This is a genomic window from Streptomyces sp. NPDC015125 (genome assembly GCF_043080045.1).
In the GTDB taxonomy this organism is placed as follows: domain Bacteria; phylum Actinomycetota; class Actinomycetes; order Streptomycetales; family Streptomycetaceae; genus Streptomyces.
On sequence record NZ_JBIBVF010000001.1, the window covers coordinates 866206 to 890233 of the forward strand.

General features: G+C 66.6%; 19 protein-coding genes and 1 pseudogene. 13 read left to right on the forward strand and 7 right to left on the reverse strand.

From position 1 onward, the window contains the following. The first annotated feature begins 172 nt into the window (after window positions 1-172). Together ACF088_RS03770 and ACF088_RS03775 are read left to right on the forward strand one after the other, a co-directional pair. Complete coding sequence (locus ACF088_RS03770; protein WP_392373735.1) at window positions 173-1006, forward strand: hypothetical protein; 834 nt, start codon at window positions 173-175, stop codon at window positions 1004-1006. Window positions 1007-1065: 59 nt separating this feature from the next. After that, a complete protein-coding gene (locus ACF088_RS03775) occupies window positions 1066-4476 on the forward strand; it encodes an AAA family ATPase (protein WP_392373736.1) in 3411 nt (1136 codons plus the stop codon). A gap of 480 nt (window positions 4477-4956) precedes the next feature. Here the strand turns inward: ACF088_RS03775 and ACF088_RS03780 are convergent, their stop codons facing one another. Next, on the reverse strand, window positions 4957-5580 hold the full coding sequence (locus ACF088_RS03780) for a UTRA domain-containing protein (RefSeq protein WP_392373737.1): 624 nt from the start codon (window positions 5578-5580) through the stop codon (window positions 4957-4959). On the opposite strand from ACF088_RS03780, the pseudogene ACF088_RS03785 reads away from it, so the two are divergent. After that, window positions 5507-5662 (forward strand): annotated as a pseudogene (locus tag ACF088_RS03785) (peptide-methionine (S)-S-oxide reductase); the annotation flags it as partial. The gene ACF088_RS03780 and the pseudogene ACF088_RS03785 sit on opposite strands and share 74 nt — an antisense overlap. Before the next feature lie 130 nt (window positions 5663-5792). Further along, window positions 5793-6146, forward strand: coding sequence for a DUF6247 family protein (locus ACF088_RS03790; RefSeq protein ID WP_392373738.1), 354 nt, complete (start codon window positions 5793-5795; stop codon window positions 6144-6146). A 123-nt stretch (window positions 6147-6269) separates the two neighbouring features. Here ACF088_RS03790 and ACF088_RS03795 read toward each other — a convergent pair whose 3' ends face one another. Continuing rightward, complete coding sequence (locus tag ACF088_RS03795; protein WP_392373739.1) at window positions 6270-6842, reverse strand: hypothetical protein; 573 nt, start codon at window positions 6840-6842, stop codon at window positions 6270-6272. Window positions 6843-7367: 525 nt separating this feature from the next. Between ACF088_RS03795 and mgt the strand changes: the two genes are divergently transcribed. From mgt to ACF088_RS03825, 6 genes are all read left to right on the forward strand, one after another. Beyond that, window positions 7368-8579 carry a macrolide-inactivating glycosyltransferase gene (mgt, locus tag ACF088_RS03800; RefSeq protein WP_392373740.1) on the forward strand — a complete coding sequence of 404 codons (1212 nt, stop codon included), beginning with the start codon at window positions 7368-7370 and terminating at the stop codon, window positions 8577-8579. Between the two features lie 470 nt (window positions 8580-9049). After that, a complete protein-coding gene (locus ACF088_RS03805) occupies window positions 9050-9889 on the forward strand; it encodes a hypothetical protein (RefSeq protein ID WP_392373741.1) in 840 nt (279 codons plus the stop codon). Beyond that, on the forward strand, window positions 9886-10260 hold the full coding sequence (locus ACF088_RS03810) for a winged helix-turn-helix domain-containing protein (RefSeq protein ID WP_392373742.1): 375 nt from the start codon (window positions 9886-9888) through the stop codon (window positions 10258-10260). The genes ACF088_RS03805 and ACF088_RS03810 overlap by 4 nt, the downstream gene beginning before the upstream one ends. 215 nt (window positions 10261-10475) lie before the next feature. Further along, window positions 10476-11141, forward strand: a complete 666-nt coding sequence (locus tag ACF088_RS03815; protein WP_392373743.1) for a nitroreductase — start codon at window positions 10476-10478, stop codon at window positions 11139-11141. A gap of 637 nt (window positions 11142-11778) precedes the next feature. Next, on the forward strand, window positions 11779-12816 hold the full coding sequence (locus tag ACF088_RS03820) for an alpha/beta fold hydrolase (protein WP_392373744.1): 1038 nt from the start codon (window positions 11779-11781) through the stop codon (window positions 12814-12816). A gap of 250 nt (window positions 12817-13066) precedes the next feature. Then, the gene (locus tag ACF088_RS03825; protein ID WP_392373745.1) at window positions 13067-13975 is read left to right on the forward strand and encodes a phosphorothioated DNA-binding restriction endonuclease; all 909 of its coding nucleotides are present in this window, start codon (window positions 13067-13069) and stop codon (window positions 13973-13975) included. 169 nt (window positions 13976-14144) lie between these two features. Here the strand turns inward: ACF088_RS03825 and ACF088_RS03830 are convergent, their stop codons facing one another. Together ACF088_RS03830 and ACF088_RS03835 are read right to left on the reverse strand one after the other, a co-directional pair. Further along, on the reverse strand, window positions 14145-16076 hold the full coding sequence (locus tag ACF088_RS03830) for a sulfatase (RefSeq protein ID WP_392373746.1): 1932 nt from the start codon (window positions 16074-16076) through the stop codon (window positions 14145-14147). A gap of 339 nt (window positions 16077-16415) precedes the next feature. Beyond that, window positions 16416-16967 carry a hypothetical protein gene (locus ACF088_RS03835; protein ID WP_392373747.1) on the reverse strand — a complete coding sequence of 184 codons (552 nt, stop codon included), beginning with the start codon at window positions 16965-16967 and terminating at the stop codon, window positions 16416-16418. 426 nt (window positions 16968-17393) lie between these two features. Here ACF088_RS03835 and ACF088_RS03840 point away from each other — a divergent pair, with 426 nt between their 5' ends. Then, a complete protein-coding gene (locus ACF088_RS03840; protein WP_392373748.1) occupies window positions 17394-18884 on the forward strand; it encodes a sensor histidine kinase in 1491 nt (496 codons plus the stop codon). After that, window positions 18874-19512, forward strand: coding sequence for a response regulator (locus ACF088_RS03845; protein WP_392373749.1), 639 nt, complete (start codon window positions 18874-18876; stop codon window positions 19510-19512). The genes ACF088_RS03840 and ACF088_RS03845 overlap by 11 nt, the downstream gene beginning before the upstream one ends. Window positions 19513-19797: 285 nt before the next feature. On the opposite strand, the gene ACF088_RS03850 is transcribed toward ACF088_RS03845, so the two are convergent. From ACF088_RS03850 to ACF088_RS03860, 3 genes are all read right to left on the reverse strand, one after another. Next, entirely contained in the window at window positions 19798-21081 is a 1284-nt protein-coding gene (locus ACF088_RS03850) for a DUF2786 domain-containing protein (protein ID WP_392373992.1), read from the reverse strand. A gap of 422 nt (window positions 21082-21503) precedes the next feature. Next, window positions 21504-22775: an Ig-like domain-containing protein gene (locus tag ACF088_RS03855; RefSeq protein ID WP_392373750.1), complete on the reverse strand. Its 1272-nt coding sequence runs from the start codon at window positions 22773-22775 to the stop codon at window positions 21504-21506. A 299-nt stretch (window positions 22776-23074) separates the two neighbouring features. Next, window positions 23075-23413, reverse strand: a complete 339-nt coding sequence (locus ACF088_RS03860) for a hypothetical protein (protein ID WP_392373751.1) — start codon at window positions 23411-23413, stop codon at window positions 23075-23077. Window positions 23414-23522: 109 nt separating this feature from the next. Here ACF088_RS03860 and ACF088_RS03865 point away from each other — a divergent pair, with 109 nt between their 5' ends. Then, window positions 23523-23969, forward strand: coding sequence for a hypothetical protein (locus tag ACF088_RS03865; protein ID WP_392373752.1), 447 nt, complete (start codon window positions 23523-23525; stop codon window positions 23967-23969). The last annotated feature ends 59 nt before the right edge of the window (window positions 23970-24028 follow it).

Here is a 24028-nt window from a genome sequence, read left to right on the forward strand (position 1 = left end):
GGCACGCCGAGACTGCCGGTCGACCGCCCCACAGGAGAGCCCCGTCGCTCGACTCCCCTGCACCGGCTCTTCATGGCCGGCGGGAACAGAGCCCACCAAGACGTGCATCCGCTGGACGGGCTGCCCGCCACCACGGCATCATTTCCAGGTCAGCCATCGAGGGGATTAGCTTATGACCGCGGAAATTTTGGGCATTCACGGAATCGGCCAACAAAGAAAGAGCCCAAACTCCCTGCAAGAAAGCTGGAAAGTTGCAGCCCAGCAAGGAATTAGCGCCTCAAATGAGAACGCAAAGCTCCGCAGTATGGAAGTCGCCTATTATGCGGCATTATTCCGGAAGGCCACTGGTCGACTAGGACGCGAGGATGAGATCGACGGTGATACGCCGCTCTTACCGGGCGAGGAAAGGTTCCTCGAGGAAGTCCTTGAGGACAACCTCATTTCCGACATGGATATTCGCGATATTCAAGCTCAGGTATTGGGGCTAGTCGCAATCCCAAGGAAAGTTTCTCGCTTCCTGGTAGCAGTCGATCGGAAATTCGGCCGTAACGCTGGGAGGTACCTCCTCTACATTCTTCGCCAAGTCTACCGATATTTGACAGATGAAAATCTTTCGAGTGCCATTCGACGGAAAGTGGCAGAGTCCACCTCCACCGCCACGAGCGTAATTCTCGGGCACTCTTTGGGGAGCGTAGTGCTCTACGACATGCTGCTTCGGGGGGACCTGTCGCTAGAAGACGGGGGTTCCCCTAAACGGCCTACTATTGTCACGTTTGGATCGCCACTGGCTTGGCCAACTGTTAGGCGAATGCTCGGACATGGGTCACAAATTCAGGATGTAGATTGTGAATGGAGCAACATTTTCGATCCCCTGGACGCCATAACTGGGGGAATAGCATTGACCGGGCCTCGCACAGTGAATATTAGCGTGGAGAATGGGCTGCGCGACCCTCATGCGGCCGTAAACTATTTGCGTCACCCGGCTGTGGGAAAGCTACTTCACTGAGTCACCTGCATGGGAGAAATCGTGTGAGCCCAAACCGCCGGAGACTCGTCACAATTGCAGTGACTGAGTACGACTACGAGAGCGAGGAATTCACAGAGTCTATCCGGGAACAGGTTTCCTCTGTGCAGAACTGGTTTGCACACGAGGCGATATCTCATGAGGAAAGATTCATTCCGACTGTGCCGAAGGCACTCGAAACCGTTCGCGACATCACCGAATTTGCGCATCAGGAGAGACTATTCGAGTGTGAACAAGAGGATGTTCTAGTCGTCTACATAACCGGACATGGTGCGCGATCAAACGCGAACCGACATTTTCTCTTGCTGCCTCAGTCGGACGACTCGAAGCTCATGTCAACAGCTTTCCCTACAGCTGATTTGGTAGGAGCCATCCTGGATTCTGAAGTTCAGCACGTACTTGTGCTTGTCGATTCATGCTATTCGGGCTCATTGGACGCCGAACTGGCGAGTCGCCTCCAAGACCTTTCATCTGATCGATTTGCAATGGACACACTGGTAGTCGTCACTAGTGGAGACTTCAGCGAACAACCACGGGTTGGCGAGTTTACTGAGGTACTCGACCTTGCCGTACAGAAGATTTGTGACGAAACTAATGGCTTCGCGGGGCCTACTATTTCCTATCGGGATTGGGAGATGGTGTTGCGCGATGTCGCCACAGATAGGCGCGACCTAATTTCGGTACGTTGGGTGTGGCCTCGCAGTCGCAGCGACGCTCCCAGCCCGTGTCTGCCTAACCCAAGGTATTGGATTAAGGGTAATTCGAACTTTGGCGTTCCTGAGGCCCGATCAGTTGGCATCGCCAACACCATTACTCCCTCCAACTACTGGATATCGCGAGCTTCAGGAACTTCCTCAGAGAACGATGCATCCTGGCATTTCACGGGTCGGCACGAGGTCCTCGCAAAGATCCAGAAGTTTCTAAGCTCGGGGGAAGGTGTATGCCTTGTAACCGGAGAAGCAGGGTCAGGCAAGTCGGCAATTATCGGATATCTAGTAGTGCACGGAAATGCACAAATCCGGAGCGAAGTTCCTCAAGATGTTCTGAACAGACTGGAATCAAACTCTTCTCCATCCGTAGATATCGCAGTGCTAGCGAGAAATAAATCTTCGGCTTCTGTTGCTGAAGAGATCCGAACTGCACTCCTGCGTATCAGCGGCCTAACGGTAGAGCACAAAACCTCTTTGAGTGAGGAAATAGAGTCTGCAAGGTCAGCACTCGGCCGGCCTGTTGTTATCGCTATCGACGGTGTCGATGAGGCTGCTGATCCCGAGTCGTTGATCGGCGATGTTTTGCATCCCCTTGTTCGTGATGCTAATCGATCCAGAAATGAAGTCCGCGTGCTGCTCGGTGTACGTAGCCCCAAAAACACGGCACTCGACGGAACACCAGTCAAGAGCGACCACCTGATCGACGAAATAGTGAAGGTGATAGACACCCCGTTCCACGACAAAGAAATTTACGAGCCGCTATCCGATGAGACGAATGCACCCACCGAGATCGAAAGAACCCCCGTCATCGTCCTGCGGACAGACGGAGATGGGAGCTACACGGAAATTGCACGCTACGTCCTTTCTTTGCTCACCGATAGAAGTCACCCCCAATCCCCCTATTTGAAGGAACCTGATTCAGCCCTCAAGGTCGCCGAAGTCATCTCTCGCCATGCGGCTCCTTCCTTTCTTAACGCTCGCCTTGCCGCTGACAGGGCGCGGAACCGATCGGTCATGCAAAATGTAGAAGATTCTGAGTGGATCAAATCCCTGCAAGACGGTACCGTCGCGCTTCTCCATTGGGATCTCGAAGAGGTGGCAGAAAACTCCGGGATCGAACTTAGCGATTTGCTCGCCGCACTGCAGGCTACGGCATTTTCCTGCGGACCTGGATTACCCTGGGCGGATGTATGGGCGACGGTTTTTCACGCCATCCGCGAAAATGCTGTAATAGATGCAGACAAAGTCATCAAACAGATTCAATCAAGTCGACTAAATGGCTATCTGGCCACCGATGTTTCGGACAATAGAATTGTCTACCGTCCTGGTCATGAGGGCATCGCAGAGAATCTAAGAAGCCTTGTAGTCGGTGAGAATAGAACGGTCCAGGAAGCCGATCTGCAAAACCATGGTAGATCGATTCATTCGAAGATCGCTGTCGCGCTCTCCAGTATCACAAGATCCACTCTCCCGTATCCCCCTCACCCGTATGTCAGACGTTACCTCGTGCAGCACGCTGCTCTGGGTGAAGTCTTGGACGATAGTCACGTCCCTCTCCCATTTCTCGAATGGGAGACAAGCCAAAGAGTCGGGAGTCTCCTGCCGTCGCTTTATCCTGTCCACGGGAACATAAACTTGTGTGCCTGGGCTCGGATTGAGCGCCACTTGGGCGGCGTAGAAGTAGCGTCACAGAGGGCCAGCCACGCATTCCATTTGACCGCATTGGGAGGGCCTCCGCCCCCCTTGGCCGGATGGCTTCACCCAAAGTGGTCCCAGTGGAAGATCGAGAGCAAAAGCCCCAGCGCTGGCAGTTCCGGAGGATGGCATGCGACATCATTTGGGAGTCTTGCGTATTTGGCGGCAGGAAACGCAGTTGAAATGCGAACTTTGAGTACAGGCATGGTTGTAGGGTCCGTACCCGCTGGGCTAGTCACAGAAATGTGTGTAACCGGCCGAGCGGGAAATCCTTTGATTGCGACCTGCTCCGCCACCTATCAGGGTAATCCAAATAGGTGTATCCGCGTCTGGGATTCTTTCAGTAAGCAAGAGGTGGAGCGTATCAGAAGCGGTCGAATCCGCCAACTGCAGGGTCTGAATGCAGATTCTCCCGCAGTAGCGGGGATCAGCAACGACTGCGGCGAAGAGGTTGTGGCCTGGGATATTGAGAGTAGGAAGGTACTGTTCCAGGTTCATGGTGTCAGAGCTGGCTCGTACTGCATCATGAGGAAGGAAAATCCCGGGGACATGCAAATTTTGATTGTGGACACACCGACGAAGAATTCAATGATGCATGTCTGGAACGCCCGGTCAGGCGTGGTCGAAAATTCATTCCACGTTGGGCCCGTCGGGACAATGATGCCGGTTAAGGATAGTGGCGGGCGATCTTTGGTTGCAACGGAAGCAAGTCCGTACGGGAACAGTGGTATTAAAATCTGGGATGTCGAATCCGGCGTGGAAGTTCGTTCGATTGAAGTTAATCCTGTGCGATCAATGTGCACGGTCCCGTCGGGGCATGGTCGCGAGTTTCTCGTTGCTGTCGGTTGGGATAACGTCTTGCGTCTAATTGATCTATGGTCTGGTCAGGAACTTGAAGAGATAGTTGCGTGTGCTCCGGTGGCAGCGGTTTCTCCAGTACAGATCAGAGAAAATTCTGCCCCAGAGGTCCTCCTCTCAGGCCCCGCTGGTTCTGCTCTTATTTCTATGGGACGAATAGGTGCCAGCCTAAGGAAGGCAACGGGGTAGGCATTGGCAGATCTCACGACATGACACCCACCACTCACCCCAGCTCCCATCCCGTCCGCCTTCGACCCACATTCCGTGGAGCGGTCGTGGTTCAGGGCGTCAAGGTGGAGCGCACCACTGTACGAACGACCTTGACGCCCTGAACCACGACCGCTCGGCTCTCCCTGGGCCGAAGGTGGTCGGGATGGGAGCCCCACGACGCTCACCACGCTCCGGGCCGGCACACGCAAACGGTGCCCCTTCCATCCCGGACTCTGAGCGCCCCCGCCGGAGGCGTCTCTCTCGGCCGCTCGAACCTCGTCGGTCCGAGCCCCACTGAGGGCTTGCCTCTGGTCTCGCGCTCGCTGCGCCGCCGCCCGGCCCGGGGCAGCCGGGGCGGAGACAGAGGCAGCCCCGGGCCGGGGGCTGCGGCGCGCGCCGCGCTTGCGCGGCGCCTTGAGTAAGTGAAGACAGTTTTCGACAGTTGGCCGGAGCATGGGCTCAGACGGCGCGGAATGTGCGGGGGCTGTCGGCGGTGATGCGGTAGGCGAGTTGGGTACGGTCGGCGCCGGCACGGAGTTCTTCGAGGATTAGTGGGCGTTGGTCGGTGCCTCGGGTGACGCGGGTGGCGTGGACGATCGGGGTCGCGTCGGGGATTTGTAGCGTGGCGCGCTCGTCGGGCAGAGGCATGGGAGCGCTGACGGTCTCGTCCCAGGTGAGTTTGTGGCCGGCTGCAGTGAGGATGGCGTAGATCTGCTCCGGCTCGGTGTCCGGGGCTTCGCCGAGCTGTTCGGCCTCGTTGGCCGCGGTGGCGAACGGGATGAGCACGCGGTGCAGTGCGCGGGTCTCGGTGTGGGGGTCGGCCAGCAGCCGGTCGACGGCGAACAGGACTTCGCCCTCGGGGAGTCCGAGGAGCGGGCCGGTGGTTGCCGTGGTCGTGGTGCGGTAGACGGTCGGCGTCTCGGCTTCGTGCCAAGCCTGGTGGCCGGTGTGGAAGGTCTTGCCGCTGCGGGTGACGGTCCGCTCGATGGTGACCGCGGGGGCGGGGACGGCTCGTACGTACCACCAGCAGTACTTGGACAAGAACCCGGCTGGGTACTGCGGAATCGGGGGGACGGGCGTCAAGCTGACCACCCCGTCCGAGACGAACTGGGGACGGTCCTGCCCGACGGGCATCGCGCCCGCCCCGGAAGTCACGGAGCAGTAGAACGCTGCCGCCAAGCCGGTCCAGGCGCGGGTAGCCGCACCGCCTCTCCCTCACTCGTTCGAGCGGGGGGAGAGGACTTGCGCCGGATACGCTGACGCACGGGATCAGCATCACGCCCATGGGAGCGGCCATGACCACCTCCGCCGCTGGGCAGCCACTCATTCCCCGGCCCCCGGCCACGGTTGCCGCACTGCGGCAGGCCATCAGTCAGATCGCGCCCGCAGCGCTGCCAGCCTTCACACGGGAGTTGGACCAAGCGGCCGACCAGTCCGGGCAGGGCTCCGATCTGGCACCGCTCCAGCGTTTCCTCGCCGAGTGGGCGACCTACGTCCACATCCAGCGTCGGCCCGACGCGGCAGCGGACCTCCACCGGTGGGAGAACGCTGCCGAATCGGGCGACGCGGCTCAGGCGCGGCAGGCCGCCTCCGAGATCGGCCGGATCCTGGACGAAGCCCACGCCGCCATCGGCCTCCCGGCCCGGTGAACACTGACCGGTGGTGGGAGTACGACCCCGACCACGACCATGTGGCGGGTGGCATCCCCCTCCGGGGCAAGACCTCGTGGACGTAGTGGTGTCACAACCCGGAGATCACCACGGAACAGCCCTCTAGAATTCTTTGCCATTCTTGTCGGCGACCTTGACCAGGATGTCCTTCTTGCCTGTGGGCCATGTGATGGCAAGGCGCGTGGCCTCGATGCCGGTGCCGGTGGTCTTTGTGTGTTCCTTGTCGCCGCCCGCGCACGTGAAGTCGAAGGTCGCCCGGCCGTCCTTGGCGACGTGATACGTGCCGGAGCAGTCGGCTTTGCCGGCCAGTACTGCCTTATTGCCGCTCTTGGCAACGGCCAGGAAGAGTGCGTCCCTGCCCTTCTTCGTGGCCCCTGCGTCCTTGGCGACCTTCTCGGGGCTCTCGGTGTCGTCCTTCAGTTGCCCTCTGTCGAAGACCGCTTTATCTGGGTTTAGGGACTTTCCATCTACGGGCGCGAATGCCCCGGGAAGGAAGCTCTTCATGTTTTCCTGTTCGTCCATCACCTCATTTCGCGGTTTCGACGAGGTCTTCTTTTCGGGCTTGCTCGATGTATCCGCTGCCTTGTCGTGGTGCGTGCCCCCGCCGCAGCCGCTCACGAGCAGCGTCGCCGCCGCTACTGTGATCGTCCCCGCCAGTCGTATCGATCGGCGCATTCGATGAACCCCCTTGTGTACTCGGCGAGTTGGCTACCCGAAGTGGTCATGAGCAAGCGGGCGGCCAACCTAACCTCGATCTTGAATGAGCGGTGCGGCAGCAAGCTGACGGACCCTCATACAAGATCGAGGTTAGCGCCTGGCTGTCGTGCAGGTTCGCTCCGGACACCGCCCCGGCCAGGGATGTCGACCGAGTGCCCCCGACACCTCAAGCGGAGAAAGCAGCCACGACGGCGGGAGCAGGGCCCGAGCACCCGCACGTGTGCACTTCAGCCATCAACCGCCATCAGCCACGCCGGCAGGCTTCTGGTCTTTGACCCGCAGGCGCCCCCGCGCAGCCCCAGCCGGCCACCTGGCGGGACCGGCCCGCAGACTGCGACGGGACCTGGACGCCGCGCCACAGGACTTCTCGGCATGATCGTGACCGCAGGGGCGGGAATAGCCAGGACGTAGCTGCCCCTGCCATGGATGCGGTTGCCTGGAAATGCATTAGACGAGACGTTTCGTCTCGTCTAATGTGAGGCCATGACGCCCCCGAAGTCCCGCAGACATGCCCATATCGCCATGTTCTCCATCGCCGCCCACGGGCACGTGAACCCAAGTCTCGAAGTGATCCGCGAGCTCGTCGCCCGTGGGCACCGTGTCACGTACGCGATCCCGCACCTTTTCGAGGAGAAGGTTGCCGAGACCGGCGCCGAGCCTGTCCTGTACCGCACCACGCTGCCCTCGCCCGACGACGACCCGTCGGCCTGGGGGACCACGCTCCTCGACAACGTCGAGCCGTTTCTGGACGACGCGATCCAGGCACTGCCGCAGCTCATCACGGCGTATCAAGGCGATGAGCCGGATCTCGTCCTGCACGACATCACCTCGTATCCCGCACGCGTCCTCGCTCGCCGCTGGGGCGTACCCGCGCTCTCCCTCTCACCGAACCTGGTCGCGTGGGAGGGGTACGAGGAGGAGGTTGCCGAGCCGATGTGGGCGGAGCCCAAGGCGACCGAGCGCGGCAGGGCGTACTACGAGAAGTTCACCAATTGGCTTGCCGAGAACGGGGTCACGCAGCACCCCGACCCGTTCGTCGGCCGCCCCGACCGCTCGATCGTGCTCATCCCGAAGGCACTGCAGCCGAACGCCGGCCGGGTCGATGAGAAGGTTCACTCGTTCGTCGGTGCCTGCCAGGGCGACCGCGCCGCGCAGGGCGACTGGGAGCGGCCCGCGGACGCCGAGCGGGTGCTGCTGGTCTCACTCGGCTCGTCCTTTACCAAGCAGCCCGCTTTCTACGGCGAGTGCGTCAAGGCGTTCGGTGATCTGCCGGGCTGGCATGTCGTGCTCCAGGTAGGCAAGCACGTCACGGCCGAAGAGCTCGGAGAGGTGCCCGGGAACGTCGAAGTGCACGACTGGGTACCGCAGTTGGCGATCCTGAAGAAGGCGGATGCCTTCATCACGCACGCCGGGGCGGGTGGCAGCCAGGAGGGGCTGGCCACCGCCACGCCCATGGTCGCCGTCCCGCAGGCCGTCGACCAGTTCGGCAATGCGGACGTCCTCCAGGAGCTCGGCGTGGCCCGCCACGTGCCGATGGACCAGGCCGATGCCGCCACCCTCCGTGCGGCGGTGCTCGCGCTCGTCGACGACCCGGGAGTGAGGCGTCGCCTCGCTTCCATCCAGCGGGAAATGGCCACCGAAGGCGGCACCCGGCGCGCGGCCGACCTCATCGAGGCCGAACTGCCCGTTGGGTAAGGGCGCCAGCAGTACGTCGGCAAGGGCCCGTCGGGGTGCTGCTGGAGCGGGGCGGGGGTCAGCCGCCCGGTGGGCGTGATTCCGGGGGCGGGGCGACTCCCGGGGTGGGGGCCAGCCGCCCGGTGGGCGTGATTCCGGGGGCGGGGGTACCTGTCCGGTGGGCGGGTTTTGGCGCCGACGGATCGTCAAGCCGATAGCGGGCGGCGACGGCATGCCCGTCGCCCCTCGGCTGCCAGGGACCACGAGTGTCTCCGCCTCGGACACCCAAGCGTCGGGGTCCGGCATCACCACAGCCCCCGCCTGCTCAAGCCCGGCCCCACCAACGGGTTTTCGTGCGCTGCCCTTCGGGGTGGCGCAGCCACTTACTCTTGACCGCCATGTACTTTGCATCGCAAAGTTAGTGGGCGGTGGGCGGCCAACCGGCGGTCCGCTTCCTCAGCGCTGCCGAAGCGCGACCACAAGGGGGCATGGTGGGAACACCGTTACTGAGCAGCGCGGGGTCCGAACCGAGGGCGGACGCGGTCGGCCTGATAGCGGCGACGGAAGGCCTGCGGGCCAGGGCCCGCGCGCAGCTGAACGGCTCGTGGGTCTCCCTTCTCGGCTTGGGCCTGCTTGCGCTGGCGGCCGCTCCGGTTGCCCGGTACGCCTTCAATTTCGGAGCCCACGGCCGCAACATCGGGTCCTATCCGGCTTTTGCCTACGCCGAGTTGACCGGCCTGTGCGTCGTCCATGAACCGGGAACCCCCTGTTTGAGGGGCGAGTTCGACGGCGCCGTGCTGCGCTTCGCAGCCTGGGGCGTGTGGTTCGCGCTCCTCCCCCTGGCCTGGTTCGTCTTCGCCCGCTGGTACCGCCTGCGTGGCGAGGCCCGGGGTATCGTCCCCCGCCGCGGCGTGTGGATCCGCACGACCGCCCTGGCCACGGCAGCGATCACGACAGCCCTGATGGCCCTGCTGTTCAGCAGGAACCAGTCGTGGGAGGCCGTACTGCTGGAGAACAGCTACACCTCCCCGTGGTACCTGGTCGGCATCGGACTTCTCGCCCTCGGGATGGCCGAACGCAGCTGGTTCGCCGCAGCCGCCGGCACCGCTCACGCCGTGCTGCTCACCGGCTACCTCGGTGCCTCCTGGGGTAGTGGATGGCTCCCCTGGCAGCACCCCGCCGACCCCGCCGACCCCGGCTGGACCGACGGACCGCAGGCCAAGGCGTGCCTGCTCGCCGCCATCCTGCTCCTCGCCGGCCTGGCCGAGTGGGCGGTGGCCCGTCGTCGAGCCGCGTCCGGCGTCGCCGACGCGGGTACGGCTGCCTCATGAGCGTCGAGGACTCGCCCTCTGCGTGCGAGGAACAAGAACGACTCCATCCGACCCGGTCACTGGACGACACCGTCCACCAGCGCGTGCGGCTCGGCGTTCTCACCATCGCCCGAGAAGCCGACCGAGTCGAGTTCAGCTTCCTGAAGAAGCAACTTGCCGTCACCGACGGAAACCTCTCGCGACACCTGAAGGTGCTGGAGGAGTCGGCTCTGATCACCGTGGAAAAGGGTTACGCCGGTCGGCGCCCCCGAACGTGGATTGCCCTCACCCGCGAAGGCGCGCAGGCACTGGACGCCGAGCTTCGCGCCCTGCGTGCACTCGTCCTTCGCCTGGAAACTCCCCGCCCCGCGCCCGGGTCACCCGACGCCTGATCAGCGCTTCCGCAGCATGAGGCGGTGGGACGGCGAGGGTGTGCAGGTGCCTTCGCCCCCGGCGGGATTCAGGGGCGGCGGCGCCAACACCTCGCCTGAATCCACCGGTCACCGTCACCTCTCCCGGTCGGCAACGGTCAACAGGGTAAGAGGCCCGAACGAAGGGCGACCGAAGGCCGGACAATCCAGTGCAGGACGCAGGAGGTGGGCGCTTCTTGGACGTCTATGAGGCTGTCACGAGTCGGCGGGCGGTGCGCGGGTTCACTGACGAACCTGTTCCGAGGGAGGTGCTTGAGCGTGTGCTTTCCGCCGCGTCCAGGTCACCGTCTGGAGCAAACCTCCAGCCGTGGCACACCTATGTGCTGAGCGGCGCCCCGTTGGCCGAGCTCAAGAGACGCACAGCCGAGCGCGTGGCCGCGGGCGCTCCCGGGGACGAGCGGGAGTACGAGATGTATCCGCCCGAACTGAAGTCCCCCTACCGCGAGCGCAGAGACTCCGCCGCCGAGCAGCGCTACGCCGCTCTTGGCATCCCACGGCAGGACAAACAGGCGCGAGACAGAGCCGTTGCCGCCAACTGGGACTGTTTCGGCGCGCCCGTTGCCCTGTTCTGCTACATCGACCGCGAGATGGGAACAGCGCAGTGGGCCGACACCGGCATGTACCTGCAGACCATCATGCTGCTGCTCCGCGCCGAAGGACTGCACAGCTGCACGCAGATGGCCTGGTCGGTGTACCGCAGGACCGTCGCAGAGGTCGTATCACCGCCAGCGGAACTCACCTTGATCTGCGGCATGTCGATCGGTTTTGCGGACACCACCACGAGATACGCCCGCAGCGGCCGAGCGCCGCTCGCCGAAACCCTCACCTTCCTCGAGGGCTAGGAGGAGCTTTCGGGGCCGTCTCCTTCCCGGGCACGGTAATGGCTCGGTGTTCGCCGTGACTCCCTGGCCCGACGGGCACGGGCACGGGCACGGGCACGGGCACGGGGCGGGGCGGGGCGGGGCGGGCAGGCAGGCAGGCAGGCAGGGAGAGGGCGTGCTCAGGCTTCTGGATGGCTGACACCAAGGGCCTCATGGCCGCAGGCGGCCGGTGAGCGTATGACCGACTGACTGGCTGACCGGCTGACCGCTGCGGCCGTGGTGGCAGGTGGCAGGTGGCAGGTGGCAGGTGGCAGGTGGCAGATCCTGGCGTTCAGATCCAGGCGGTCAGGTCCAGACGGACAGATCCAAACGGTCAGGGCGAGGATGCGATACAGGGCTCCACCGGGGCAGCGTCCCCCAGGGCGCCCCGGTGCTGGTCGCGGAAGACTCGCCGGGAGTGTGTCGTTGTCGGCGTCCGGCATTTCGCATACGTTGCCCAATGGTGCTATTCCTCGGCCAACGACGCTCTTTCCTTCCCGGTTGTTTTCAGCTGCGCGTTGAGCGCCTGAGCGCCCGAGCGCAATATGGAGTATCGCCGGATTCCCCGCTCGGGATTCCTCCGGGGAATGGCACTGGCACAACATCACGACGGAGTGAGATGGGTCTGTCTGGCATGGTCCGGCGGAGCGGTTGCGGCGCGTGGAGGGGTTTTCTCGGGTGGGCCGGCATTCTGGTCGTACCTGCGCTGCTCCTCGCGGCTTGCAGTACCTCCACGATCAACGCTGCCCTCCCGGAGGACGCCGGCGCGGAAACCGCGACGTCCTTTGCGCGGCTGGTCGATATCGGGCATGGCCGCACGATGTATCTGCAGTGCCATGGCAGTGGGTCTCCGACCGTCGTGCTCGTACCGGGGCTCGTCGCCGCCGCGGATACCTGGAGCTATGTGACCGGACCGGGCGGCGACAGAAAACCCAGCAGTTCTGCCGTATATCCCGGGGTGGGGAGGTTCACCCGGGTCTGCTCCTACGACCGCCCGGGAACGGTGCGGGAGAACGGGAAGTTCACCACCTCGACGACGGTCGCGCAGCCCACCACATCACGTGGTGATGCCGCGGACCTGCACGCACTGTTGAAGGCGGCGAAGGTGCCCGGCCCGTATGTGCTTGCGGGATGGTCGGCGGGCGGGCCGATCGTCAGGGTCTATGCCGGCGAGTACCCGCATGAGGTGTCCGGGCTCGTTCTCGTGGACGCCGAGTCGGAATTCCTGCAATCGCGGCTCACGCCGGGGCAGTTCGCCACGTTTCTGGCGCTGATCCGTAACGATGACAAGAAGCGCATCGCCCAGTGGAAAGATGTGGAAAGGCAGAACCCTGCGACCGTCTTCGGACAGGTGCGCGCCGCCCCGCCGGTGCCGAAGATCCCGGTGGTCGTGCTGACCGGGGATGAATTCGACGCCGATGCGTTTCGTGCCCGGCTGCCGGCTCATGCCCCGGCGGATTTCCCGCAGGTCTTCTGGCGGGCCCAGCGTGCCTCGCAGCGAGATCTCGCGCGGCAGTTTCCCGGTGCGCAGCACATCACCAAGACGCACAGTGACCACAACATCCAGAACAACCGGCCGCAGCTCGTCACCGATGCTGTGCGCGAGGTTGTCGAGAAGGCCCGTCGTCGGGCGGAGGGTACGCCTTCGTCTTCGTAGTCCGGGCTGGTTCGGCTTCGTGGTCCGGGCCGGTTCGCCTTCGCAGTCCGGGCCGGTTCGGCCTCGTAGTCCAGGCCGGTTCGCCTTCGCAGTTCGGGCCGGTTCGGCCTCGTAGTCCGGGCCGGTTCGGCCTCGCAGTTCGGGCCGGTTCGGCCTCGTAGTCCGGGCTGGGATGGGCTGGGATGGGCTGCTGCCGCGGTCGCCTCGGCCTGAAGTCGGGCGCCGCGGGCCCTCGGCCTAGAGTCCTGTCATGGACTGGGTGGAGCGGGTGGGGAATCTGCGGCAGTGGGCGCAGAACGGAGCGCGGGCGCCGCACAAACCGCTGCTCATGCTCTATGCATTGGGGCGGTTTCAGCGGCTGCCGCTGCAGCCGATGCGCTACTCCGAGATCGAGCACGATCTGAGCGAGTTGCTGCGGGATTACGGACCCACGCACCGGACGTCGCCCTCCTATCCGTTTCACCATCTCGTCAGTGACGGGGTGTGGGAGGTGCGTACCGACAGCGGGGACGGCAGTCCGGGGGCAGGTGTGCGGGCGCTGCGGGAAAGCGGGGCACGGGGGCAACTGGCCACCGGGCTGCGCGGCGCGCTCTCGGATGATCCGGCGCTGGTCGGGCAGCTGGCCCAACTGCTGCTGGACCGGCACTTCCCGCCGTCGGCCCACCCGGACATCGCCGCTGCCGTCGGGCTCCATCTGGAGACGGCGGACGGAATACGGCTCGCCTCCGGGCCGGTCCCGGTCCCGGGGCGCCGGCGGGCGGCCGAGCTGCGCAGGCGCGTGCTCATCGCCTACGAATACCGGTGCGCCTTCTGCGGGTTCGACGGTTCGATCGGCCGGGTGCCGGTCGGGCTGGAGGCCGCTCACGTCCAGTGGTGGGCCTTCCGCGGGCCCGATGACCTCGCCAACTGTCTGTGCCTGTGCTCACTGCACCACAAGCTGTTCGACAGAGGGGTGCTGGGCCTGGATTCCGGTCGGCGGATCACGGTCTCCCAGGAGTTCATCGGGCACAGCCGGGCGGCGGCCGAGCAAGTGCTCAGCCTCTCCGGACAGGCCGTCGTCGGGCCGCAGCGGGGCAGTGCACGGGTCGCCCCCGCCTACATCACCTGGCATACCGCGCAGGTGTTCCGTGGTGAGCCCCGGGTGCCGGAGTGCGTCTGAGTGCGTCTGAGTAGTGCTTCCGAGTGCTTCTGAGTGCTTCTGAGTGCGTCCGAATGTGGCTGAGTGCGTCTGAGTGCCGCCGGAACGGCATCGCCGGCACGGTGCCGAGGTCGTGCCGAACCGCCCCGCGGTGCGTGACGGTTCGGCGCGGTGGCAGGGCCATCAGCGGTCAGCGGGAGGCCGGAGGTGTGGCGGCGTCGGGGTGTGAGCCGTAGGCCTTCAGGAAGCGGTCGCGGAAGGTGTCCATCCGCCAGACCGGGGCCTTGTGGCCGGGGTTGAGGCTGGGGGTCCAGTGCCAGTCGGAGATGCGGTTCAGGACGTCGGGGTCGTGGGCGACGATCGCGACCGGGACGTCCCTGCTGGCGTGGTCGCCGGAGACCTTGGCGACGGGTTGGTGGTCGCCGAGGAAGACGAGCACGGTGTTCTTGTTGCCGTACTTCTCGACGTACGAGATGAGGCTGTTCAGGGAGTACTGGATGGACTTGCCGTACTCGGTGCGCACCTTGTCGGTCTGCTGCCACACGTCCACGGGGCGCTTGCCGGCCTTCTCGATGCTGTTGTAGACGGAGCCGTCGCCGACCTTGTCCCAGCCGATCGTCTTGGGGAGGGGCGCCCAGGGGTTGTGGCTGGAGGTCAGGATGATCTCGGACATCAGGGGCTTGTCGTGCGGTTTGCCGTGCTCCAGGCGCTGGAAGGCGGAGAGGCTGTACTGGTCGGGCATGGTCGACCAGCTGAACTTGGGGCCCTTGTAGCCGAGTTCCCGGGAGTCGTAGATGTGGTCGAGGCCGTAGAACTTGCCCTCGGGCCAGCTCTTGGTGACGCCGGGCATGATGCCGACGGTGCGCCAGGCGCCGGTGCGCTTGAAGGCGCCGGTGAGGGTCAGGTGATCGCCGGCGGTGACGGTGCGGTAGCGCTGCTGGTTGTCGATCCACAGGCCGGACAGGAAGGTGGAGTGGCCCAGCCAGCTGCTGCCGCCGTACGTCGCCGAGGTGAGCCAGCCGCTGCGGGCGGAGTAGCCGGCCGCCCGCAGCCGTTCGGTCCCCTTTGCGAGCGTGGCGTCGACGCCCGGTGCCATCAGCGGGTCCTGGACCGCGCTGCGGCCGTAGCTCTCTATGAAGGTGAAGATGACGTCCTTGCCGCGCAGCGCGGTCAGCAGCCGGTTTCCCGGTGTGTGGTGGTAGGGGTCGCTCGCGGCTTCCTTGGCGAACGTCCGCTCGTCCTTCAGGGTCGCGCTCACGCCGTCCATGCGGGCCTGGACGAGGTCGGAGGTGCTGCGGGAGGCGACCGGCGCACCGGCGATCTGCAGGCCGAGGGCCGAGGAGAGGACCCAGGCGGTACCGAGGACGAGGGTGGTGCCGGCCGCCCTGGTGGCGTGCCGGGCCATGAGGTTGCTGAGCCGGACGACCGCCAGTGCGGGGAGGACGAGCAGGGCGAGGACGAGGAGGACGGCCGCGATCTCGACTCCGATCGTGCCCGTCCGGCCCAGGGAGTCCTGGAGGAAGGAGGCGCCGTCGCCGAGCAGGACCCAGTCGAATACGACGTTGAACCCTCGGCCGAGCACCTCGACGAAGCCGATGTCGAGGAGGTCCAGGAGGGTCAGCAGGCCGAGTCCGACCCCCGCGAGCACCGCGGCCACCCGCCGCGCCTTCTGCGGCAGGAGGAGCAGCAGGGCGGCCCCGGCTATCCCCTCTACCGGTATGCGGACGAATTCGGCGGGTGTGAGGCGGGTGGGATCGTTCGGCAGCAGGAGGGTGACGAGCACCAGCGCGGCGGCAAGGGCGGTGGTGGTCCACGCCGCTGCCCGCGCCATGGCCGGGTGGCGGTCGCGCCAGCCGCGGCCCGGGGCGGTATCGGGGTCCGTGGAATCGACGGGGACGGCATCGCGGTCCGGGGCGGTATCGCGGTCCGGGACAGCATCGCGGTCCGTCGCCTCGCCCGGGGCGGTATCGCGGTCTGTGGGCTCGTCCGGGGCGCCCTGCTTTCCCGCTGCCGTGGCTGCGGCGTCCGGCGCGTGCTCCGGGAGGCCGTCCGGCGGCAGGTCCCCGGTCGGGGGTGCCTGCTTCTCCTGCGGCAGTTGGTGAGAGCGCGTGAAGTGCGACAACCCGAAGGTCCTTCCGTGCGAGGCCCGGTGGTGGCGCGGCGGACCGGACTCGGGAGGTCGGCGCCGTCGCTACCTGTACGGCCGGCCGGAGGCGTGCGTTCAATCGGCCGACCGTACAGCACAGGAGGACGCGGGAGGGGGCGGAAGGACGCGGGAGGAAGCGGGAGAGGCGGAAGGTCGCGGGAGGAAGTGGCGGAAGCGGGAGGAGAAGGGCACGGGAGGGGAGTGTCAGGGCCGGGCCGTCCCCCCGGTCGGCCCGGCCTCCCTGTCCCCCCTGTGCCCCCTGGCGGCGCCGGTCTGTGGCACCGGCCGGCGGCGCCGGTCTGTGGACGGTAGCCGTCAGACCGCAACCGGCCGTTCCGTGCCCGCCGGATCGGCGACCGCATGACGGATGCGGCGGCGCTTTGTCACGAGGACTGCGGTCCGGGTGAGAACCATGCCAAGCGACATGAAGACGAAGGCATTTGCATAGACGTCGGGGCCGCTGAGCTGGTTTTCGATGCTGAAGCGGATCAGACCTTCGGCAAACCAGTGCTCGGCACCGTAGGCGAAAAGAACGCGGGCGGCGGAGAGGACGATCCAGACGAGGGCGTAACCGAATCCGCCGGTGGTGTAGATCTGGCCGTCACTGCCGCGGTGCGCGGGGAGCAGTACGCCGGCGATCAGGCCGCAGATCACGCCCAGGCCAAGGCCGATGAGCTGAAACGAGGGAGCATTCCCGGACGTCGGAAGGGAGTGCACAAAGAGCGCAATGATGATGGCGACCGCTATCACGGAGCGCAGCATGCGCATGTTGGTGACCCGGCGGCGGCCCAGGTCGGTCGCCAGGATGATGGTGAGGATGGTGGCACTGGCGATGAGTGCAGTGGCGAACTGACTCAGGTGATCCATGGAAATACGGGCCTTTCTGCGGTGCTGCGGATTCTCTTGCCCAGCGGGTGTGCTGCGGTTCGGCGAGTTCTTCTAATGTGCCTTGGAGCCGCTTTGGAGCCGCTTTGGAGCCACTTTGGAGCCGCTTTGGAGCTGCTTCGGAGTTCTCTTGTTCCTGCAGTTCGGAGGGTTCCCCTTCCGGGAATGCCGATGGTTTGTGGATTCCTTTGCACGGGGTCTTCTGTGAGGTCCGCGAGGGGGGCGTCAACGACGTTATGGGGAGGGGAGGTTGAGGGAGGACAACCGACCGGTGGATTCGGCTGTCCACCGGTCGGTGGACAGCCGGCACCGGGGAGGAGGGTGATAGGACTGGGCGCGCGGCCGCACCCGCTCCCGGGTGCGGGACGCTCCTATCCAGGGGGACACGGTGGTATCCAGGGGGACACGGTGACGGCTGAGGCGCGGCGCGCGCCCGAGGCGCGGGTGCGCTGGTTCGGGCTGTGGGACAGCTACTTCGTGGTCTGCTACCTGGTCACCACGGGGCTGGTGTTCACCTCCGGGGCCTCCGCTGCCTCGGGGGCCTCCGGGGTCCCGCAGGGCGGTCGGGTGGTCGCCATCGCCGCGCTGACGCTGATCGTGCCCTGGTATGCGGGCATCGGGCGGCCGTTGATGCTGCGCCATGAGAGCGATCGGCGGAACGTCGTCTTCACCGTCGGGCTCTTTGTGCTGTTCGGGGTCGCCACCGCCGTCGATCTGATGAGCTCGTTCGCCCTGTTCGCCCTCATCCCGATGCTGATGATGAGTCTGGCGACCAGGCCGGCGCTGGTGGTCGGCGTTTTCGGCAATCTCGCCCCCGTGACGATGCTGTGGCTGCGCGGCGGCGCCGAGGGACCGGCCGTGCTGTTCATGCTGCTGGCATCGCTGCTCGGGATCGCCCTGTCGGTACTCCTCGGCCTGTGGATCAAGCGGGTGGTACGGCAGAACAAAGAGCACGCGGAACTGATCGAAGAGCTGCGGCAGAACCGCGAGCAGGTCGCCCGCCTGTCGCACCAGGCCGGGATCTTTGCCGAACGCGAGCGGCTGGCACGGGAGATCCATGACACCCTCGCGCAGAGCCTGACCAGCATCATCAGCCTGGTGCAGGCAGCGGATTCGGAGGTGGAGGGCGCCCCCACCATCGCCCGGAAGCACCTCGCGCTGGTCGGGCGGGTGGCCAAGGAGAGCCTGGTCGAGGCGCGCGCCTTCGTGGCCGACCGGACGCCCGCGTCCTTGCAGGAGAGCTCCTTGGCGCAGGCGTTGCGGCGGCAGGCGGACGGGCTGACCGCGGCAAGCGGGCTGCTGGTGCGGTTCGCCGTCGAGGGCGACGAGCGGTCGCTGCCGATGGCGGTCAATGTCGTACTGCTGCGTGCCGCGCAGGAGGCCGGGGCGAATGTGCGCAAGCACGCCGATGCCCGCTCGGTGGAGTTGGTGCTCCGGTACGGCGCGGGGCAGGTCGTGCTCCGCGTCGCCGATGACGGCAAGGGGTTCGATGCGGGAGCGGCAGTGAGGGCGGGAGCGGCCGGGAGGGCGGGAGCGGCCGGGAGGGAGCCGGAGCACGGTGCGGCAGGGCAAGGCCAGGGGGACGGCGGGGGCTTCGGGCTGCGGGGCATGGCGGCGCGGGTGGCGCAGACCGGTGGGGTGCTGAGCGTGGTGAGCGAACCGGGGGTGGGCACCACCGTGGAGGTGACGGTGCCCTTGGAGGAGACCGTGGACGGGACAGCGGCACCGGCGACGGGGCGGCACGAAGACCACCAGGAGCACCAGGAGCACTGGGGGCACCAGGAGCACCGGGAGCACTGGGAGCACCAGGCGCACCGGGAGCCCCGAGAGCACGAAGAACAACGAGAAGAGCAAGGGGCGGCGGGGCGTTGGGCGAAGGCGGCGGATGATGAGCGTTGAGGACACGGTCGCGGTGCGGGTGCTGCTCGCCGACGATCATCCCGTCGTACGCGAGGGCCTGTGCGCGATCCTGGAGTCCGACCCGGGCGTCGAGGTGGTGGGGCAGGCGGGCTCCGGCGAGGAAGCCGTGACGCTGGCGACCCGGCTGTTGCCGGACGTCGTGCTGCTCGATCTGCGGATGGGCGGGATGGACGGGGTTGCCGCCACGGGGCACATCCTGCGGCAGGCGCCGCGCAGCAAGGTGGTCATCGTCACGACCTACGAGGACGACTCCGACATCCTGCGGGCCGTGGAGGCGGGCGCGGCCGGCTATCTCCTCAAGGGCAGTTCCCGGGCCGAGCTGATCGAGGCCGTCCACGGTGCGGCGCGCGGGGCGACCGTGCTGACCCCGTCGCTGGCCACCAAGCTGTTCCGGGCGCGGACGGTGGAGCCGCCGCCGCTGTCCGCCCGGGAGTGCGAGGTACTGCGGCTGGTCAGCCAGGGACTGACCAATGCCGACATCGGCCGGGAGCTGTTCATCGGGGAGGCCACGGTGAAGACCCATCTCCTGCGTGCGTTCAAGAAGCTGGAGGTGTCGGACCGCACAGCGGCCGTGATCACGGCTCTGGAGCGTGGGTTGCTGACTTAGCGGGGGGCGGCGTGAGGCATCCGTGGCGGGGGGGCGGGTTGCTGTCATATCGGGTGCACGGACGTCCGTGGCAGGTGCGCGGGTCGTCCGTGGCAGGTGCGCGAATCGTCCGTAGCAGGCGCGCGGCTCACGCCCGTAGCAGGCGCGCGGCTCACGCCCGTAGCAGGCGCGCGGCTCACGCCCGTAGCAGGCGCGCGGCTCACGCCCGTAGCAGGTGCGCGGGGTCCTCACCGAGGGACGAGGCGGAGCGGAGCAGGGCCCACCGCCGTCACCCGCGCCGCGGGCTCACCCCGCCCCCTCGCCCAGTCGTGCCCGGTCCGCTGCCGCTCTGCCCTGGTGCCAGCCGTCCGCGTCGCGTATGCCGCGGAGGCGGACCGGGGCGGTGTCGGGGAAGAGGGCGCCGGTGGTCTCCTCCACGGCGAGTGCGCGGGCGGCGAGGACCGGGAGGAGGTCAGGGGCCGCTTCGGCGGACCCGGCGGCGACGGTGGCGGCGGCCGTGGCGGCGGCGGTGGCCGCCCCGAGCCGGTCGCGGATGCGGTCGGCGTAGGCGACGAGGAAGGTCTGACGGAAGTCCCGGGTGCGGCGGGAGCGGCCGCGGGCGGTGGGGGTTCCGCCCCGTTCCTTGGGGGCTCGGTCCTGCTCCCGCCCCTGCTCCTTGAGAGCTCGATGGTGGTCGTCGCCCGCGCGGTGCATCGCGGCGGTGGCCTGGAGCAGCAGCGAGGTGTAGAGCATCTCGGCCGCCTCCAGGTCGGGCGCAAAGCCGACGAGGGTGGAGAAGCCGACGTCGGCGGCCCAGACGGCCTGGCAGCGGTTGGCGGCCGCCACCGCGTCGAGCAGCAGCGCCTTGGCCTGTTCGTACGGGCCCTCGATGCCGATACGGACCGCGGAGGGACCGCCGGTCTGCCCGCCCGGCGCGGCGGCGCTGTCGAGCAGCGCCTCGTCGATGCTGTGCCGGGCCATCAGCTCCTGCGCCTTGGCGGACAGCGCCTCCGCCTCCTCGGCGTAGTCGGTCGCCTCGGCCTTGGCGAGCAGCCCGCGGATCCGGCCGAGGGCACGTGAGGCGGCGGCACCGGCGGGGCCGTTTCCCCGGGCGGCCTGCGACGGGGCCGGGAGCGGGGTGATGCGGGGCAGCCGGGCGAGCGCGCGCAGCGCCGCCAGTACGTCGTACGCGGTCGCGAAGCGGGAGGCGCGGCGGCGCTGGGCCAGTGCGTCGAGGTAGCCGGTGTCGGAGGCCCACCAGACCTCGGCACCGAGCTGCCGCAGCTGCTCGGCCCAGCGCGTGTCCCGGACGGACCGTGCCGCCGGGGGCCGGGCCGCGTCGGCCGCGACGGCGTCGACGACCACGGCCACCAGGGTGGCGTCGGATGCCTCACGCCGGACGATCCGTTCCAGGTCGGCGGGCTGCCAGCCGCCCGCCCAGCACTGCCGCACGCCCGCCACGGCGGCGGCGACCACCGCCGCGCTCACCGCCTCCCAGCCGGCCTCGGCCGCCGCCAGCATCGAGGCGCCCGCCTCGATGGCGTCCTCGGCCTGCGCACCGTCCGGCGCGTAGCGGACGCTGCCGAGCACCTGCCCGACCAGTTCACCGGCCGCGGCCGCCGGCGACGGCCCGCCTCGCGTCTTGCTTCCGCGTCCCGTGCTTCCGCGTCCTGTGCTTCCGCGCTCACTCACCCGCTCGCTCACCCGCTCACTGTACGGAGGGCTCCTCTCGCCCCGCGTCCCGGTGGTTTGGGGCTCGCGGTCCGGTAGCGGTCGGCGGCGGGCCCGTACACAGCCCACGACGCCCGGTGACGCCTTGATCGGGCGCCACCGGGCGTCGGTCTTGCATGTAGGCCCGCGGCCATACGGCGCCATACGCCGTCATGTGCGGTCAGCCGTCATATGCGGTCAGCCGTCATACGCGGTCACACATGGCATCCATGCGGTGTGCTGCCGTGACCCGCTGCATCGCTGCACCGGCACCGCGCTACTGCACCGGCACCGGCACTGCACTACTGCACCGGCACCGCACTACCGGTCACCCACTGCGACCAGTCCATGTTCCAGCCGTTCAGGCCGTTGTCCGGCTTGATGGTCTGGTCAGGGGAATTGACGACGTCCACCACATCGCCGATCTGCGAGTTGTTGAAGAACCAGGCGCCGGCCGTCTTCGCGTCCTTGGCGCCCTTGGCGTCCTCCAGGCCGATGCAGCCGTGGCTGGTGTTGGCCTTGCCGAAGACACCCTTGCCCCAGTAGTTGCCGTGGATGAAGGTGCCGGAGTCCGACAGGCGCTGGGCGTGCGGGACATCGGGGATGTCGTATTCGCCCTTGCCGTCCTTCTTCTTGAAGCCGACGGTCGAGCCGTCCATCCGGGTCTGCTCGAACCGCTCGGAGATGACCATCTGGCCGTTGTAGGTCCCATGGTCGTCACTGCCGGCCGAGATCGGGATGGACCGGATGAGCTCGCCGTCCCGCACCACGTACATCACGTGTTCCGCGGTATCGACGGTGCTGACCTGCGAGTGACCGACATTGAAGCTGACGGTCTTGTTCTGGATGCCCTTGACGCCCGGCGACGCCTCGACACCGTCGAGACCCAGCTTCAGGGTGACCTTGGAGTGTGCCTTCCAGTACTCCTGGGGGCGGAAGTCCAGCCGCTTGTCACCGAACCAGTGGCCGACGATCTGCTGGTTGCTGCTCGATGCGACCTTGATCGCGGACTGGACGGCCGCCTTGTTCTTGACCGGCTTGTCGAAGTTGATCGACACCGGCATACCGACACCGACGGTCGAGCCGTTCTCCGGCGTGAAGTTCCCGACGAAGCTGTTCTCGGGGGCGACGGTGGTGAAACTGGAGTTCTCCACCGCCGTGCGCCCGTGGGAGTCCTCCGCATGCGCGGTGACCTTGTACTTCGTCGAGCGGTCCAGGGGTTTGTTCGGCTTCCAGGAGGTGCCGTCGGCGGAGAGGGTTCCGTCGACCTTCTGCTTGGACTCGACCGAGGTCATGGTGACGTCGGTGAGCTTTCCGGCACTGACCGTGACCTTGGCGTCACTATTGACGCCCGCGCCGGTCGCACCGTCCTCCGGCAGGATCTTGATCTTGGCCTGGGAGGCATCCTTCGCGGCCGCCTCGTCCACCTGCTGGGTGTTCTCGTGCCGGGTGCCGTCAGCACCGCCGTCGCCTTGGTCAGCTGCTGTGCTGCCGCCACACGCCGCAAGCGTGAGTACGCCCCCGAGCAGCGTGGCGCTGGCTATGAGCCCCTTCCGGCGCTGGCTGTCCGTCATCACACGCATCTCCATTACTACCGATTTCGCATCATTCCCCGAGCGAGCTGCCAACTGAACGCAGGCATATCCGGACGCAGGCATTCCTGCCGACGTCATAGGAACGCCTTTTCCGTTTCGCCCGTTCCATGCCTCCACGAAGTGTGGGGAAGGCCACTTATGCCCTTACATCGGTCACAGGGCACACACGGACCGAAGTCGGACCTGCCGGACTCGCCGCACCGGCCACGTCGTGGGCCCCCGTACGGCGCACAGCCGCACGGGGGCCCTGGTTGTTCGGGCGGGACGAGGCGCGGCGGTCAGCCCTCCCCGTCCGCGTCGTCCGCCAGATCCCACTCCGCCGCGTTCCACTCGGCGTCCGGGTCGTAGTCGGTCAGCTCCTCACTGCTCCACGAGGCCTGGGCCAGTTCGGTGCCCGGCACCGAGGAGACGAGATCGAACGGGTCGATCAGGTGGGCCAGCGCCTCCGCCGGATCCTCCTTGACCGTCTCCAGGGACTGTCTGCGCTCCTCGTCGGGCAGCGACGGGTCGCCGCTGATGTGATCGAGGGCCGCGCCGGTCAGCTGCGGGGCGTCGGCGACCTCCATGATCAGTTCCACATGAAGGCGCACAAAACGTGATGTCTCACCATTGCTCATAGCACGGAGGTTAGGCATGGACGGGTCCTGACTTCCCCGCGACCCGCGGCGGTCACTAACATCTGAGCTCAACGGCCAATTCGCCGAACCCACAAGGGGGATCGCTTCCGTGACCGCACGACGTCCACTGCTGACCGCCGCAGCCGCGGGATCGGTACTGTTCGCCCTGTGGTTCGTCCCCTCCGCCAATGCGAGCGCGGGGCATGACGGAGCGACAGATTCCGGCCTGCGGGTGGCATCCACCGCGGCCGGTCCCGGCCTGGCCGACCGGCTGAGCGGCGGGACAGCGGACCCCGGCAGCGGCTCCACGACGACCACCCCGCACCACGGCGGCACGGGCACGGGCACGCACAGCGGAACGGGCACGCGCAGCGGAACGGGCAGGGTCTCCGGCACCGACGGTGACGGCGACCCGACCGGCGCCCGGCCGCGCCTCCTCGCCGACACCGGCAGCCCGGACACCACGCCGTACGTGATCGGCGGCGCCGCCTGTCTCGCGCTCGGCGCCGGGCTGGTCAGCTACTCCGTCCGCCGCACCCGCGACGACGCCGGCTGAGACACCAGGCCGGCTGAGGCACCAAGCCGGCTGAGGCACCAAGACATCCAAGACGCCGT